The organism is Streptomyces sp. RG80, from assembly GCF_040446465.1.
GTDB lineage: Bacteria > Actinomycetota > Actinomycetes > Streptomycetales > Streptomycetaceae > Streptomyces.
The window spans coordinates 339929-355146 of record NZ_JBEAAJ010000006.1 but is presented as its reverse complement, the minus strand read 5'-3'; the positions used below and the strand labels follow the sequence as shown (position 1 = coordinate 355146).

The 15218-nt window shown below is 70.4% G+C and carries 11 protein-coding genes; 5 read left to right on the top strand and 6 right to left on the bottom strand.

The genetic code is table 11. The features are described from left to right. Positions 1-10: 10 nt before the first annotated feature. Complete coding sequence (gene ligA, locus ABKA17_RS22380; protein WP_353693943.1) at positions 11-2122, top strand: NAD-dependent DNA ligase LigA; 2112 nt, start codon at positions 11-13, stop codon at positions 2120-2122. Between the two features lie 532 nt (positions 2123-2654). Here the strand turns inward: ligA and ABKA17_RS22375 are convergent. Then, on the bottom strand, positions 2655-3731 hold the full coding sequence (locus ABKA17_RS22375) for a hypothetical protein (RefSeq protein ID WP_353693942.1): 1077 nt from the start codon (positions 3729-3731) through the stop codon (positions 2655-2657). Positions 3732-4068: 337 nt separating this feature from the next. Between ABKA17_RS22375 and ABKA17_RS22370 the strand changes: the two genes are divergently transcribed. Continuing rightward, positions 4069-5736 (top strand): purine-cytosine permease family protein, encoded by a 1668-nt coding sequence (locus ABKA17_RS22370; RefSeq protein ID WP_353693941.1) that lies wholly within the window; start codon positions 4069-4071, stop codon positions 5734-5736. A 531-nt stretch (positions 5737-6267) separates the two neighbouring features. On the opposite strand, the gene ABKA17_RS22365 is transcribed toward ABKA17_RS22370, so the two are convergent. After that, the gene (locus ABKA17_RS22365) at positions 6268-7011 is read right to left on the bottom strand and encodes a GAF and ANTAR domain-containing protein (RefSeq protein WP_353693940.1); all 744 of its coding nucleotides are present in this window, start codon (positions 7009-7011) and stop codon (positions 6268-6270) included. 381 nt (positions 7012-7392) lie between these two features. Here ABKA17_RS22365 and ABKA17_RS22360 point away from each other — a divergent pair, with 381 nt between their 5' ends. After that, positions 7393-8631: an acyltransferase family protein gene (locus tag ABKA17_RS22360; protein ID WP_353693939.1), complete on the top strand. Its 1239-nt coding sequence runs from the start codon at positions 7393-7395 to the stop codon at positions 8629-8631. Here the strand turns inward: ABKA17_RS22360 and ABKA17_RS22355 are convergent. The 3 genes from ABKA17_RS22355 to ABKA17_RS22345 all read right to left on the bottom strand — a co-directional run bounded on the left by ABKA17_RS22355 (position 8600) and on the right by ABKA17_RS22345 (position 11046). Continuing rightward, positions 8600-9685 (bottom strand): GNAT family N-acetyltransferase, encoded by a 1086-nt coding sequence (locus tag ABKA17_RS22355; protein WP_353693938.1) that lies wholly within the window; start codon positions 9683-9685, stop codon positions 8600-8602. The two genes, ABKA17_RS22360 and ABKA17_RS22355, sit on opposite strands and share 32 nt — an antisense overlap. A gap of 177 nt (positions 9686-9862) precedes the next feature. Then, a complete protein-coding gene (locus ABKA17_RS22350) occupies positions 9863-10018 on the bottom strand; it encodes a hypothetical protein (RefSeq protein WP_353693937.1) in 156 nt (51 codons plus the stop codon). Between the two features lie 80 nt (positions 10019-10098). After that, on the bottom strand, positions 10099-11046 hold the full coding sequence (locus ABKA17_RS22345) for an AraC family transcriptional regulator (RefSeq protein WP_353693936.1): 948 nt from the start codon (positions 11044-11046) through the stop codon (positions 10099-10101). Between the two features lie 128 nt (positions 11047-11174). Between ABKA17_RS22345 and ABKA17_RS22340 the strand changes: the two genes are divergently transcribed. Both ABKA17_RS22340 and ABKA17_RS22335 read left to right on the top strand, forming a co-directional pair. Continuing rightward, positions 11175-11954 (top strand): MBL fold metallo-hydrolase, encoded by a 780-nt coding sequence (locus ABKA17_RS22340; protein WP_353693935.1) that lies wholly within the window; start codon positions 11175-11177, stop codon positions 11952-11954. Positions 11955-12145: 191 nt separating this feature from the next. Further along, positions 12146-13990 (top strand): SpoIIE family protein phosphatase, encoded by a 1845-nt coding sequence (locus tag ABKA17_RS22335; protein WP_353693934.1) that lies wholly within the window; start codon positions 12146-12148, stop codon positions 13988-13990. A 34-nt stretch (positions 13991-14024) separates the two neighbouring features. Here ABKA17_RS22335 and denD read toward each other — a convergent pair whose 3' ends face one another. After that, complete coding sequence (gene denD, locus ABKA17_RS22330; RefSeq protein ID WP_353693933.1) at positions 14025-15056, bottom strand: D-erythronate dehydrogenase; 1032 nt, start codon at positions 15054-15056, stop codon at positions 14025-14027. Positions 15057-15218 lie beyond the last annotated feature (162 nt).

Sequence of the window (15218 nt, the reverse complement as noted above, 5' to 3'; positions counted from 1 at the left end):
GATGTGGGACATGACGACATCAGCTGTACAGATCGTGGACGCCGCCGCCTACGCGCAGGCCGTCGAGACCGCCGTGCAGGCCGCGGCCGCCTACTACACCGGGGGCACCTCGGCGCTGGACGACGACACCTACGACCAGCTGGTGCGCGGTATCGCCGCGTGGGAGGGCGAGCATCCCGACGAGGTGCTGCCGGACTCGCCGACGGGGAAGGTCGCCGGCGGGGCCGTGGAGGGCGATGTCCCGCACACGGTGGCGATGCTGAGCCTGGACAACGTGTTCTCGCCGGAGGAGTTCACCGCCTGGACGACCTCGCTGGCCCGCAGGATCGGCCACGACGTCGAACAGTTCAGCGTCGAGCCGAAGCTGGACGGCCTCGCGATCGCCGCCCGCTACACCCGCGGCCGCCTCAGACAGCTGATCACCCGCGGCGACGGAACCGCCGGAGAGGACGTCTCGCACGCGATCGGCACCATCGAGGGCCTGCCGGAGCAGCTGTCCGAGCCGGTCACCGTCGAGGTACGCGGTGAGGTCCTGATGACCACCGCCCAGTTCGAGCACGGCAACGACGTGCGCACCGCGCACGGCGGCCAGCCGTTCGCGAACCCGCGGGGCGCCTCCGCCGGCACCCTGCGCGCCAAGGAGCGCGCCTACACGGTGCCGATGACCTTCTTCGGCTACGGCCTGCTCCCCCTCGCCGACACCGAGACCGACCTCGCCACCCGGCTGGGCGAGCTCGCGCACAGCGACCTGATGGCCCAGGCCGCCGCGTACGGGATCAACACCACCGCCACCACCGCCGTGCCCGGTATCACCGCCGACAGCGTCGAGCGGGTGCTGGCCCGGGTGCAGGAGATCGCCGCGCTGCGGGCGGAGCTGCCGTTCGGGATCGACGGGATCGTCATCAAGGCCGACCTGGCCGTCGACCAGCAGGCCGCGGGCTCCGGGTCACGTGCCCCGCGCTGGGCGATCGCCTACAAGCTGCCCGCCGTGGAGAAGATCACCCGGCTGCTGGAGGTGGAGTGGAACGTGGGGCGCACCGGCATCATCGCGCCTCGCGGCGTGCTGGAGCCGGTCGAGATCGACGGCGCCACCATCACCTACGCCACGCTGCACAACCCAGCCGACATCACCCGCCGCGACCTGCGTCTGGGCGACCACGTCATGGTGCACCGGGCGGGCGACGTCATCCCGCGCATCGAGGCCCCCGTCGCGCACCTGCGCACCGGCGACGAACAGCCCATCGTCTTCCCGGAATCCTGCCCGCGCTGCGGTTCCCCCATCGACACCAGCGAGCAGCGCTGGCGCTGCGAGAACGGCCGCAACTGCCACCTGGTCGCCGCCCTCTCCTACGCCGCCGGCCGCGACCAGCTCGACATCGAAGGCCTCGGCCACACCCGAGTCGTCCAGCTCGTGGACGCCGGCCTGGTCGCCGATCTCGCCGATCTGTTCGCCCTCACCCGCGACCAGCTCCTCGGCCTGGAGCGGATGGGCGAGACATCCACCGACAACCTCCTCACGGCGATCACGGCCGCCAAGGAGCAGCCGCTGTCGCGGGTGCTGTGCGCGCTCGGGGTGCGCGGTACGGGCCGCTCCATGTCCCGCCGCATCGCCCGCTACTTCGCCACCATGGACAACATCCGGGCCGCCGACGCCGAGACGATGCAGCGGGTCGAGGGCATCGGTACCGAGAAGGCCCCCTCCATCGTGGCCGAACTCACCGAGCTCGCCCCGCTCATCGACAGACTCGTCACCGCCGGGGTCAACATGACCGAACCGGGCGCCACCCCGCCCTCCCCCGCCGCTGAAGACGCCGGAGCCGACCCCGACGCAGCCACCGGTACCGGCACGGAGAACGCGGAGGCGGCGGGCGGACCGCTCGCCGGGATGACGGTGGTCGTCACCGGCGCGATGACCGGCGCGCTGGAGAAGCTCAGCCGCAACCAGATGAACGAACTCATCGAGCGCGCCGGCGGCCGCTCCTCCTCCAGCGTCTCCAAGAAGACCACCCTGGTCGTCGCCGGAGAGGGCGCCGGGTCCAAGCGGGCCAAGGCCGAGTCTCTCGGTGTCCGGCTTGCCGACCCCGATGAATTCGCCGCTCTCGTCGCGGACTTCCTCACCTGATCGCCTGGCACCCCGACCACCGGTAGGGCGGGGTGTCCCACTTCACAGCGGCACCCGGGCGGCACACGGAACAACCCGAGGCGGTTGACCGTTCATCCATATGTGGCTGCGGAGGGGACAGTGTCCCCGGGCCTCACCTATAGCCCATGGGGAAGATCGTTCGGCTGAAGCCCCATGGAGCCTTTCGCCGAGAGGCGACCGCCCTCCGCAAGTCACCGCATTACGGCCCCGGTTGGTCTCCCCCGTCCAGCCGGGGCTTCGCGTTGCACGACACTCGCGGCACACCGGACAAACAACGACCCGCCTCGCACAGTGTGCGGGACGGGCCCCGTAGGTCGAGCGCCGGGCAGGCCTTGCACCTGCATTTCCCCACAGGAAGTGGGGCGTCTTTCCTTGGACGACCAACGCAACACCGATCGACCGGAGTTGCGGCGACCAGCTCAAGATCAAGCATAGCGCACGAGGAAGGCACCGAGTCACCGGCCGGACCCTGTGCCGATCCACGGTGGTTGACACCGGCAGGCCCGACAGTTCATTGGATCAGGTCGGTGTGCGGATGTTCGGGAGAGGTCGGGCAGACGTAGATCTGCATATTGTCCGTGCTGCCTACTTCCACCCCCGTCGGCTGCGAGGGATTCCGGCCCCCGTGGCGGGAGCCGGCGAGGGCCGCGGCCTGGTCTTCCCGCGGCGCCCAGCTGTGACCTTCTCCGCCGTCCCACTCCCAGGAAGCGATCGTCAGTAGCGGGACCATCTGCACCTCGCACACAGTGCAGTACAGGGGGTTCGGGTCGGTGCGGCCCCAAGGGGGCCAGCCGCCGACCTTCCAGCCCGGCGCGTTGCCCAGGTGAATGGAGTAGAAGTCGCGCGGAGACTCCGCGTAGGAGCTGTCCACGTCGACGCCGGCTGCCTGCCACCTGTTCCGGTCCTCCAGCAGCAGCCGCAACTCCGGGCTCAGATCGAGGCTGTTGGGGTACTCGGTGATCGCTTCCGGCGCCAGCAGGCACGGCTCCGGCACGTAACCCGGATAGTCCGCCTCGTACGGTTCCGGAGGTGTGGCGAGGATGTCGCCGACCTCCGCCGCCGACCGCCAGAACAGTGCGGTCGCCGGTTTGTAATCCGGTTCGTGCTCGTACGGGCACCAGAGAATCTGCAGCAGATCGGCCTGCCCGGGCGGCCGCAACAGGGGTATGTCACGCAGGAACAGCTGAGCCACGGGCAACATCGGGACCGGGCAGTCGGCGGGCCGGGGAGGGCCGGCGTCGAGTCGTTCAGCGAGCCACGCGGCATTGCGTTCCTTGAGCGCTTCCTCCTCGGGCGTGAACGCGGGAGGCTGCTCACCAGGGCGCCACCGGGACTGCAACCGTCGCTTGAGCCGCACTTCGGTCGGTGACTCGCGGAATCCGGTGTCCACGTGCAGGTTCGCGTCCTCGCAGTGCGGCCACGGCTCCCCGGCCGGCCACAGCAACGGCCCGCCGACCGAACTGTCCCTGACCGAAGGCGACCCCGGACGCGGATGCAGCCGGATGGCAGGACGCGCCAACGGAGCCAGCTCGGGAAAGACCGCGGTCACCTCGATGGGCCGCGGCGGAGTAGTACGTACGAAACCCATACCGGTGATCCTTCCACCAGCCACCGACAGTCCCCCAAGCCTGACTACCGCGGGGGACTTCGGCTGGGGTGATGAGAGTCTTCCGAAACACTTCCTTCATTCAGGAAGTATTTAGGGGTAACGACTCCTGCCTAACGTCCCTCGTCATGTGCATGAGGCCGTATACGACCCGCAGCGCGGGGCTCCCGCCCACCAGAAGCCCCAAGTTGTCGCGCTCGTCGAGGAGTTCCACGCACGCGCCCTCCAGGCATCGAGCGGACACGGACCGACGCACCCCCGCCCTCCTTCGTGGGCGATACCTCACCCCCGTCCCCAACCCGCAGCAAGGAGGCGTGGCATGAGTACCGAGCCACGACTGGCCGAAGTCACCGAACCGCCGGGTCCCCCGCAGAAGGCAGCGCCGGGCACCGATCAGGCCGTGAAGGAGACTCTGGAGGACTACACCCTCCGGTTCGCGCCCCGCAGTTACCGCCGCTGGACCCCGATGGTCGTGGCCACGACCGCCCTCGGCGGCATCGCCTACATGGCCGACTTCTCCATCGGCGCCGGCATCGGCCTGGCCCACGGCACCGGCAACGCGCTCGTGGCGATCGCCGTCGCCGCGGTGGTCATCTTCGTCACCGGGTTCCCGCTCGCCTACTACGGCGCCCGCTACAACATCGACCTCGACCTGATCACCCGCGGCTCCGGCTTCGGCTACTACGGCTCGGTCCTCACCAGCGTCATCTTCGCCAGCTTCACCTTCATCTTCTTCGCCCTCGAAGGCTCGATCATGGCCCAGGGCCTGAAACTGGGCCTCGGACTGCCGCTGTGGCTGGGCTACCTGGTCTCCACGCTGATGGTGATCCCGCTGGTGATCTACGGCATGAAGGCGCTCAGCAAGCTCCAGGTGTGGACCACCCCGATCTGGCTGATCCTGATGGTCGCCCCGCTGGTCTACCTGATCTCCACCGACCCCGGCACCGTCGACCGCTTCCTCGCCTACGCCGGCACCGACGGCGAGGGCGGCGTCAACACCGCCTCCGTGCTGCTGGGCGCGGGCGTGTGTCTGTCGCTCATCGCGCAGATCGGTGAGCAGATCGACTACCTGCGCTTCATGCCGCCCAAGACCGAGGCGAACAAGCGCAGTTGGTGGACCGCGGTCATCATGGCCGGCCCCGGCTGGGTCGTCCTCGGCGCGCTCAAGCAGGCCATCGGCGTCTTCCTCGCCGTCTACATCCTGGCCAAGGTCGGACCGGACGTGGCGCCCGAGCCGATCCAGCAGTTCAAGGGCGCCTTCGACGCGATGATGCCGTCCTGGGTCGTGCTCCCGCTGGCCGTGGCGCTGGTCGTGATCAGCCAGATCAAGATCAACGTGACGAACGCCTACTCCGGCTCCCTCGCCTGGACCAACTCCTTCACCCGCGTCACCAAGCGCTACCCGGGCCGCATGGTGTTCGTACTGGTCAACCTGGGCTTCGCGCTCGCGCTGATGGAGGCCGACATGTTCAGCTTCCTCAACGACATCCTGGGCTTCTACTCCAACTGCGCCATCGCCTGGGTGGTCACCGTCGCCACCGACATCGGCATCAACAAGTACCTGCTCAAACTCTCCCCGCACGCACCGGAGTTCCGCCGCGGCATGCTCTACGCCGTCAACCCGGTCGGTGTGGTCGCCTTCGTCGCCGCCTCCGGTCTCTCCATCGCCATGTACTTCCACGCCCTCGGCGACACGCTCCAGCCGTACTCCCCGGTCGCCGCCGCCGTGATCGCCTTCGTCCTCACCCCGGTCATGGCGATCGTCACCAAGGGCAAGTACTACCTGCGCCGCACCGACGACGGCATCGACGAGCCGATGCTCGACACCGAGGGCAACCCGAGCGCCGTCACCCTCGACTGCCACGTCTGCCACCAGCCCTACGAGCGCCCCGACCTGGCCGCCTGCCAGACCCACGACGCCGTCGTGTGCTCCCTGTGCCTGAGCACCGACAAGGTCGGCGACCACGTACTGCCCGCCATGTCGTAACGCCCCGCCGTAACAGCGAGAACCGAAGGGCTCCCCCGGATCACGTCTTCGGGGGAGCCCTTCCTCTGGCCATTCTTTGTGGGCGGGCAGACGGACGGACGTGGGCGGCCTAGCCTGGAAGCGGGTTGCCGTGGCAGCCCGTGTTGGAGGCGGCCGCCGCCCCTTCGAATGACGGCGACCGCCGAGCGCGTGAAGAGCGAGGCTCCCCCTCGTCAGCTCCTCACGCGATGCCCTCCGAACAGAGGATGCGGGAGGTTTCCTCCATCGAAGGGCGGGGCTGGAGCCGTGTTGTCGGCGATGCGGCTCCAGCAGCCCACAGGGGCATCCGGGCGCCTGGCGCGGAAAGGTCAAGTGGGCGGGAGGCAGGGATGCCGGTGCGGTCACGGAGCTTCGTCCCAACTCCGCGCCGATCGTAACGTGTTGGCCGACATGATCGGAACACGTCGTGAGCTGCCCTTGTTCGCCGACGGCGGCCGGCGTGCCACGCGTGGCGGCACGGGTGGTGACGGGAGTGACCGTGCGGTCGGGGTGTTACGGGCCGGACGGTGGTGCGAAGGTCTGCGGGTCGTGCGGGGGCTGCCCCGTGAGGCGTGTGATGAGCTCGGCGCACAGATCGCGGAGTTTGACGTTGCGGCTCTGTGAGGCGCTGCGCAGGATCGCGAAGGCCTCGGGGCTGGGGCAGCGTTGCTGGGCCATGATGATGCCGACGGCCTGGTCGATGACGGCACGCGAACGCAGTGCCTGCTGTACGTCCCTGGTGAACTGCTGGGAACGGGCCATGCGTTGGGCCAGGACGATCGCACCGGTGGCCTGGCTGGCCAGGGCGCGCAGCGCGGACAGGTCGGCGTCGTCGAAACCGTGGGGCTGGGGGGAGTACAGGTTCAGGGCGCCGGCTGTGTCGGTGCGTGCCGCGATCGGGAAGGACATCGAGGAGCGGGCTCCCGAGGCCACCGCGTGCGCGGGATAGCTGCCCCAGCGCTGCTCTTCCATCATGTCGCTGACGTGGGCCTCCTCACCTGTGCGCAGGGCCTGCAGGCAGGGACCGTCGTCCAGGCCGTACTGCTTCTCGTCCAGGGCCGAGGCGCTGACGCCCACGCTGGTCACGGTCACGAAGCGGCCCCCGCGTTGCAGCGTGAGACCGCAGCCGTCGGCTTTGGGCGCGTGCGTCATCGCCTTTTCCGCGAGACCGTGGAGGAAGTCCTCCAGGGTTTCGGTGTCCAGCAGCAGCTCGACCACGCTGGTGACGCTGACGGCGTCGTCGGGTTGGGAGTTCACAGACAGTCCGTTCCGCGGGCCGCTCGGCCCGCCGGCCGGGAGGGGTGGGCGGCCGCCGAGGTCCACGGGCTCCCAAGCCGCAGGGCCACATCCCGGCGCACGGTCGACACCCGGTCTCGGGAAGAGACCTGGAAAATGAGCCGCGCTCTCTTCGCGGCTCCCCCGCTGAACGCCGGACAAACCCGGCCCCCAGGTGAGCACCTCCCCCTTTCCACAGGCGTAAACGCAACGTCGGCCTGATGGCGCCCGGCCTCAACGACATCTCATGGGAATGCCCTCGGATCCGGACAGGTGGCTGCCAGGAAGGCATGTGACCGTGCTTTACGGACAGGCGCACGGAGTCATCCCGAATCAGTGGGCAGGTGGGCAGCGATCTCGTTCATGGTCAAGGCACCGGACTCGACGGCCGTAGAAGCAAGCGGGACGGACACGGCGGTCGACGTCCGCAGATCCACGGCCCCGGCGGCGCCACGCGCACGCCGGGGCTTCCCGTCGGCCACCCTGCACAGCGGCCGGGTGAGCGGTCTGGACGGACTGCGGACCCTGGCGGTCGGGCTGGTCCTCGTCTATCACGTCGACCACACCCTGGTGCCCGGCGGCTCGGTGGCCGTGGACGTCTTCTTCACCATCAGCGGGTTCGTCATCACCCGCCTGCTGCTCGCCGAGTACGCCCGCAACGGCACCATCGCCCTCCTGGCCTTCTACCGGCGCCGCTGGCTGCGACTCGTCCCCGCACTGGTGGCGCTGTGCGCGGTCTGCCTGGTGCTGGCGGCGACGACCTCGCTGTGGGCCTTCGAGGGCTCGTGGCAGGCGGTGGGTCTCGCGGCGGCGTTCGTGACCAACGTCGTACGGGCCATGGAGTCCGGGCCGTACTCCGGCGGACCCCTCGCGCACACCTGGTCACTGGCCGTGGAGGAGCAGTTCTATCTGCTGTGGCCACTGTTCCTGCTGTTGCTTCTGCGCCGGACGCGGGCCCGTACGGTCTGGTTGTGTACGGCCGCCCTGTGCGTCCTGCCCTTCCTGTGGCGCTGCGTTCTGTGGAACCCGGACGCGACCCACCGCATCTACAACGGCACCGACACCCGCGCCGACCAGCTGCTGGCCGGCGCCCTGGTCGCCGTGGTGCTGGCACGGCTGCGCGCCGACGACCCACGGCTGGCCCTGTTGCGTACCTGGGCCGGCCGGCTCGCCGTCCCGGCCCTCGCCCTGCTGGCGCTCGTGGCCTGGCGGGTGCCCGTGACCGGGGACCACGGCATCTGGACGACCCTCTGGTACACGGTCGGATTCCTCGGCGTGGCGGTGGTGTCCGCCACCCTCGTCGCGGGGCTGGAGCTTCGGCCCGACGGCCGGCTCTCCCGGCTGCTGGCGCTCGCCCCGCTCGCCTGGGCGGGACGCAATCTGAGCTACGGCATCTACCTGTGGCACTACCCCGTCATCCGGCTGCTGGCCTCCCTCGGCATGAAGGACGGGCTGCTGTCGGCCACGGTGGTGCTGACCGTGGCGATGGCCCTCCTGTCGTACTACGTCGTCGAGGCCCCGTTCCTGCGCCGGGCGCGCAGACACCGGCCCGCCCTCGGCGCAGGGGAGGTCAGCGCTCCCGTACGTCTCCGATCGTCCTGAGCGTCCGGACCGCCGCCGCCCTGAGCGCGGGGCGGTCCCGGACGAAGCCGTGAGCGGCTCGCACCGGCTCGCGGCGCAGCCAGTGCAGGACGGCGCCGGGGCCGGCCGCGCGCACGGCTCCTTCGTGGACCAGGAGATCGCCGGTCTTGAAGGAGTCCTTGTAGGCGGCCTGGCCCCGGCCGAAGTCGAAGACGTGGACACCGGCGGCGGCTGCCGCCTCCATCATGCGCAGGTACAGGACACGGCCCGGTGAGTAGGTGGCCAACTCCCGGTCGTAGGAAGGAAACCAGCAGGAGAAGACCGTGCGGGAGCGCAGCCCGAAGTGAGCGGCCACGGGTCTGCCCGCCGCGTAGAGCACCGAGAGGATGCCGGAGCAGTGCGGTGACCTCGTGTCGGCCAGCATGGTCACGAGCCGGGCGATCCAGGGCTGGGCGAAGGGGTCCCGGCGACCCGTGCGGCGATACTGGGCGGACTTCCATGCCAGGAGGGTGCGCAGGGCCGCGGGGTCCCGCTCGTCGTGGACGTAGCGCAGCGGGCCGAGGTGGCGGTCCATGCGCCGTTCCTGGGCCCGCGCCGCCTTCAGGAACTTGCGTGAGTGCGCCCGCAGATGGTCCTCGTAGCGTACGAAGCCGCGGGTGAGGTCGACGAAGGGCGACGCGAACTCACCTGTCGCGTAGGGCAGGAAGAGGTCCTGGCCGGCTTCCAGGTGGTTGAACTCCCAGGCGTTCAGGGAGCAGGCCCGCATGAGTTGCCGGGGGTCCAGATCCACGTCGGGGTGCAGCACCGCACCCTGGCAGTCGGAGACACCCATCCCGAGCGCGTGTCCGTGTCCCCATCTCCCGTGCTGGTAGGGGAAGTAGCCGACCGGTTCGCCTCCGCGGCGCAGGACGGCCACCCGGGTGTCGGCCCGCACCCGACCGACGGCCCTGGTGAACTCCGCGCTCATGAAAGGGTTGTGGGTTGTCGTGGCCCGACTCCGCAGCTCGCTCCACACTTCGACGTCGCCGCTGCCGAGGGCGTCCGGGTGTACGACGTCGATACGCGGTGGGTTCATGCGGGCTCCGGGTTCGGCGTCATGGCCCACCATGGTGCGACAGAGCGGCCGCCGAAACGGACGAACCAGAAGATCGACGCACTAGAACGTTCACCCGACAAGTCCCCCGCCCGCGCCCGCTAAACCGGCACGGTACCCGGAGTCCGAGCTTGACGAGGGTGCGGGCGACGTGCGTCTTCACGGTCGCCTCGGCCAGATGGAGACGGGCGGCGAGTTCGAGGCCGGGCGAGCGGGAAGCGGCGGGCCGGTCACGGTCAGCTCGACGGCCAGTCCGGTGTCCCGGACCCGCTCGACCAGCGTCTCCAGCCCGGGTTGCGGGGTTGGCTCCGCCACCGGGCCAAGGTACCGAGCGCCACGACCGACACGGGCAGTGCCGCGAGAGTCGCCACCCGGCCACCGTCTCGCCGGACGGGTCACCGCGGGCTCCCGAGCGGCTGTCCGCCCTGGTGGGCCAGGCGGAAGGCGCCGGGAGTGGCTCCGGTGCGGTGGGTGAAGAACTTGCCGAAGTTGGTGGGTTCGGGGAAGCCGAGGCGGCGGGCGATCGTCGCGACCGGCTCGTCGGTGTGTGCGAGCAGGCGTCTGGCCTCCAGGGCGACCCGGGCGTCGATGACGTGTTTGACGGGCTGTCCGGTGGCGACCAGGCAGGCTCGGGTGAGGGTCTTGACGGTGTAGCCGAGACGGTGGGCGTAGTCGGCGGCACGGCGGGTGGTGGCGTAGGAGCGTTCCAGTTCGGCGCGGAAGCGGGCGTACACCTCGCCGCCGGCCTGGGGGTCGGTGCCGCCGGCGGGGTGGGGCAGCCGGTCGATCTGCAACAGCACGGTGGCCAGCAGGAGTTGCAGGATCTCCGCTGACACGGCGGGCTCGGTTCGGTCGTACTCGGCGCGCATCTGGCCCAGCAGCGCGGTCAGGACGGCGTAGGCCGGGCCGGCGCCCAGTTGCCAGCACACGGGGCCGTACCACTCGTTCACCAGTCGCTCGGCGCTGCTGAAGTGCGGTGGGAAGGAGGGAGTGAAGAGCAGTTGCGTGCCGTCGGTGGCTCCGGGGTCGGCGTATCGCTGGACCTGCCCGGGGCGGATCCACAGCAGGGTCCCGGGGCGACAGGGGTGTGTCTCGAAGTCGATCGTGTGCTCTCCGCTGCCTCGCGTGACCAGCGTGAGGGTGTGGAAGTCCACCCGGTGGACCGCGTCGGGCCGGCTGCGCCGCCGTCGGCGCCGTTCGTGCAGGGTCGCCAGATCGAGGATCTCGAAGCCGGGGACCCGGTCCTCGGGCGGATTGAAGTCGAGCCGGGGGATCACACCGCCCCGGGAGGGATCACCACATTCCCAGGAGGGATCACCGCCTTCCGGACTCGCGGGAAGCATCACGATCTCCAGATGTCCTCGATTTACCATGCGGCGTCTTCAGCGTATCTCGTCTGCCTGCGGTTTCACGACGAGAGTGGACGTCGTACAGGCGGCACAGGGCCGCCTTCACCGCAAGGAGCACTCCCATGAACGGCACCGTCACGGTTCTCGACAGGGGTCCGGTCCGCATCCACAGCTACATGTCCCCGGCCGACACCTTCCACGCCACCACGCAGCTGATCGAGACCCCGGCTCGCATCGTCGCGATCGACGCCCAGCTCGATCCCGCCTACGCCGACGAGGCCGTCGCCTACGCCAGGGGCCTCGGCAAGCCGCTGGACCGCCTGATCATCACCCACGGCCACCCCGACCACTACAACGGCGCCGACCGCTTCGGCGTCCCCGTCCACGTACTGCCCCAGGTGCGCGAACAGATCGCCGCACGTCCCGCCGCCCAGCTGCCGAGCGGCCTGGTCGTCCCGGCCACCGACCTGCCGTCGAGCGTGGACCTCACGCCGGGCACCGAGATGATCGACGGAGTCCTCTTCGTCTTCGAGACCGTCTCCGGCGGGGAGGCCGCCGACGAACTCGTCGTCAAGCTGCCCGACCAGGGCGTCCTCGTCGCCCAGGATCTCGTCTACCACGACGTCCACCTCTACCTGGGCAACGACGACATCGACGGCTGGCAGCGGGCCATCGACACCCTGGCCGCCGAGACCGCCTTCGACACCGTCCTCGCCGGCCACGGCCTGCCCTCCGGCCCTGAGGTCTACGCCGAGATACGCCGGTACCTCACCGACGCCCGCGAACTGCTCGGTGACGACGGCGAGGCGTACAAGAAGGCGATCGTGGACCGGTACCCCTCCTATGCCGGCCCGTTCATCATCGACGTCGCCAACCGGTCGCTGTTCGGCGCAGGTCACTGAGCACCCGGACCAGGACGTACGAGCCTGCGCTCCTCGCCGCACATGCGCTCGCATGAGACCCAGGTCACAGCCACGACGTCAGGGATGCGCTGTAATACTGAACAAGTGTGACTAATCGGACTCCGGTGAGCGGCGCGCGCCGGAGCTGCGCGGCAGCACCACTGCGACCGGGCCATCCATGACAGGAGCGAGTGACCTACCGGATGAACGCCCTCGACCCTCGCCTGACCGCGCGCCTCGCCCCCTTCCTGACGTCCGCGACGCTGAGGGCGCTGTCGGAGGCGGTGCGGAACGGGTCGGACCGCGGTCCGGAAACGGACCGGGCGCTGGACGAGCTGTGGCTCGGGCGGCGGTTCCTGGACGAGACACCGGCGGCCATCGGGATCCTGGACACGGACCTGCGCTACCTGTACGTCAACGACGCACTGGCACAGGCCAACGGCGTGCCGGTCGAGGAGCACCTCGGCCGGCCGATGCCGGAGGTCATCCCCGGCTCCGGACCCTCGGCCGACGTGGCCCGCGAGGTGCTCCGCACGGGCCGACCGCAGGTGGTGGTGTTCGACGGCCGCGCGCCCGTCGACCCCGTGGACGTGCCGCGCTGGTGGCTCGGCGCCTTCCAGCGGCTGACCAGCGAGGACGGTGAGATCCTCGGCGTCGCCGCCATCGTGATGGAGGTGACCGAGGGCATCCGGCAGAACGAGTCCCTGCGGCGCGCCCAGGACCGTCTGGAGCTGCTGGACGAGACCGCGGCCCGGGTCGGCAGCACGCTGGACGCGGCCGAGGCGTGCCGGGCGCTGACCGATGTGCTGGTGCCACGGTTCGCCGACTACGCCGCCGTCGACGTGGTCGACCCCGAGGGCACACCCAGGGCACCGCTGAGGCCTGCCGCGGTGTGGCTGCGCCGTATGGCCGTCACCGCCGCCCCCGGTATGCACGGACCGCCGCTGGCCCCCGTCACCAGGAGCGGCGAAGTGATCTTCCATCAGGCCAGTTCGTCGATGGCCCGGGTCCTCAGCGGGCACGAGCCCATGGTGCTCAACCGGCCCGACGACGAGGCCCTTCGCCTCCTGGCGCCCACCCGGCAGCGCCTGGAGCGCTACCGGGCACTGGACCTGCACTCCGTGGCCTATCTCCCGCTGATGGCAGGCGGCGAGCCCATAGGGGCCGTCATCGTCGGCCGCAGAGGCGACTCCCCCGAGTTCACGCCACAGGACGTCGAACTCCTCGCGCAGCTCACCGCCCGGGCCGCCACGGGTATCGGGCACGCCCTGCGCTACACCCACGAGCACGAGACCACCCTGGAGATGCAGCGCGCCTTCCTGGCCACCCCGCACAGGCCCGGGCCGGGCGTGGAGATCGCCAGCCGCTATCTGCCGGCCGGGCGAGGCGCCGAGGTCGGCGGTGACTGGTTCGACGCGGTCGCCCTGCCCGGCGGACGCACCCTGCTCGTCGTCGGCGATGTCATGGGGCACGGGGTGCGCGCGGCGGCCGCGATGAGCGAATACCGGTCCCTGATCCGCGCCCTGGCCCTTCAGGGGCTCGCCCCCGACCGGCTGCTCGCCGAGGCGGACCGTACGGCCCACGCGCTCGACCTGGACCGGGTCGCCACCTGCGTCCTGGCCCTCCTCGACCCCACCGCCGAACACGCCGAGCTGGCCACAGCGGGACACGTCCCACCCCTGCTGGTCCGCCCGGGCGCCGCCCCCGAACTGGCCTTACTCCCCGTGGGCCCGCCGCTGGGCACGGGAACCGGCGAGTACGGCAGCAGGCGCGTCCCGCTGCCGCCGGACTCGCTGCTGCTCCTCTACACCGACGGGCTGGTCGAACGGCGCGGGACGGACATCGACACCGGACTGACCGCGCTCGCCGCCACACCCGTCGTCTCCGGGCACCCTCTGCCGGCCGTCCTGGACACGGTCCTCGACCGGCTGGCCCCCGCCGGTTCCGAGGACGACGTCACACTGCTGGCGGCCCGGGTCCTGCCCGGCAGGGAATCGGACACGGCCGTGACGCCCGACCCGACGGGAGCGGGCTGAAACAGCTCTCGGAACCGGGCCGAGCACCTTGCGCTCAGGGGGTCGTCCGTCCTCCCAGAGGTTCCGTCACCGCCTCGGGATGGTCGGCGACATAGGCCCGTACGACCGATTCGAAGGTCGCGTCGGGCCGTAGGCCCAGGTCCGTGGCTCGGCGGTTGTCGAAGTGCGCGGGCCACGAGCCGACCAGGGCCTCCACCGCGGGGTCGGGTGCGACGGTCACCAGATCCGCGGTCGCGGCACCTGCCACCCGGCGCAGGGTGGCAAGCATGTCGGCGACCGAGACGGTCAGGGCGGGCACATTGACCGGCATCGCCGCCGCCATGGCTCCCGGCCCGTCGTCCGGCTCGGTCTCCGCGATGCGGAGCAGGGACTCGATCGTGGTCCGTGGCGAGGCCAGAGCGACCTTCAGGTCGGGGGCGACGGGGCAGACGGTGGGCCGTCCGGCGAGCGGCTCACGGATGATCGCGGAGAGGAAACCGGACGCGGCCGCGTTGGGCCTGCCCGGCCGTACCGCGACGGTCATCAGCCGGGCCACGCGCCCGTCGACGAATCCCCGGCGGGTCATGTCCGCGATGAGGTGTTCGCACATCAACTTCTGCGCGCCGTAACTCGATTGCGGCACCGGCAACGTCATCTCGCTGACCGGCGGCCGCGGTTCCCGCGCCGGAGGCGGACCGTAGACGGCGAGACTGCCGGCGAACACCACCCGGGCCACCGGCCCGCCGGCCGCCGACTGCGCCCGCGCCGCCTCCAACAGAGCACGGGTGGCATCCACGTTGACGCGCATACCGAGGTCGAAGTCGGCCTCGCACTCGGCGGACACCGCGGCCGCGAGATGGAACACCACGTCCACCGGCTCCGCGAACACCTCGGTGAGACGGTCGACCAGGTCACCGTTCACCGATCGCACGAGGGGATCCGCGAGCTGCGGAGCGTCGGGCCAGGCGACCCGATCGACCAGCACCAACCGGCTGACCGGGGTTCCCGCGAAGCATCGCCTCCGAAGCAGTTCCCTCACCAGCAGACGCCCCACGAACCCGGACGCGCCCGTCACGACGACCCTCACCCGCCACTCCTCCCACCAGACAGCCGGCAAGCACGTCACACGATGTCGTACCAGGTCGCGTAGCGACACCACGCGCCGTAGTACGTCAGAGCGAATCGCCGGACGCCGAACGGGTGGACTCGTCCGGAACCCCGCCATGTGCAGAACCTGCCCCGAAGGAGC

What these genes read in the sequence shown, in the direction of transcription:
- ABKA17_RS22360 (WP_353693939.1), top strand. Translation starts at nt 7,393, where the DNA reads ATGGTCAAGGCACCGGACTCGACGGCCGTAGAAGCAAGCGGGACGGAC.
- ABKA17_RS22370 (WP_353693941.1), top strand. Translation starts at nt 4,069, where the DNA reads ATGAGTACCGAGCCACGACTGGCCGAAGTCACCGAACCGCCGGGTCCC.
- ligA (WP_353693943.1), top strand. Translation starts at nt 11, where the DNA reads ATGACGACATCAGCTGTACAGATCGTGGACGCCGCCGCCTACGCGCAG.
- ABKA17_RS22340 (WP_353693935.1), top strand. Translation starts at nt 11,175, where the DNA reads ATGAACGGCACCGTCACGGTTCTCGACAGGGGTCCGGTCCGCATCCAC.
- ABKA17_RS22355 (WP_353693938.1), bottom strand. Translation starts at nt 9,685, where the DNA reads ATGAACCCACCGCGTATCGACGTCGTACACCCGGACGCCCTCGGCAGC.
- ABKA17_RS22375 (WP_353693942.1), bottom strand. Translation starts at nt 3,731, where the DNA reads ATGGGTTTCGTACGTACTACTCCGCCGCGGCCCATCGAGGTGACCGCG.
- ABKA17_RS22345 (WP_353693936.1), bottom strand. Translation starts at nt 11,046, where the DNA reads ATGCTTCCCGCGAGTCCGGAAGGCGGTGATCCCTCCTGGGAATGTGGT.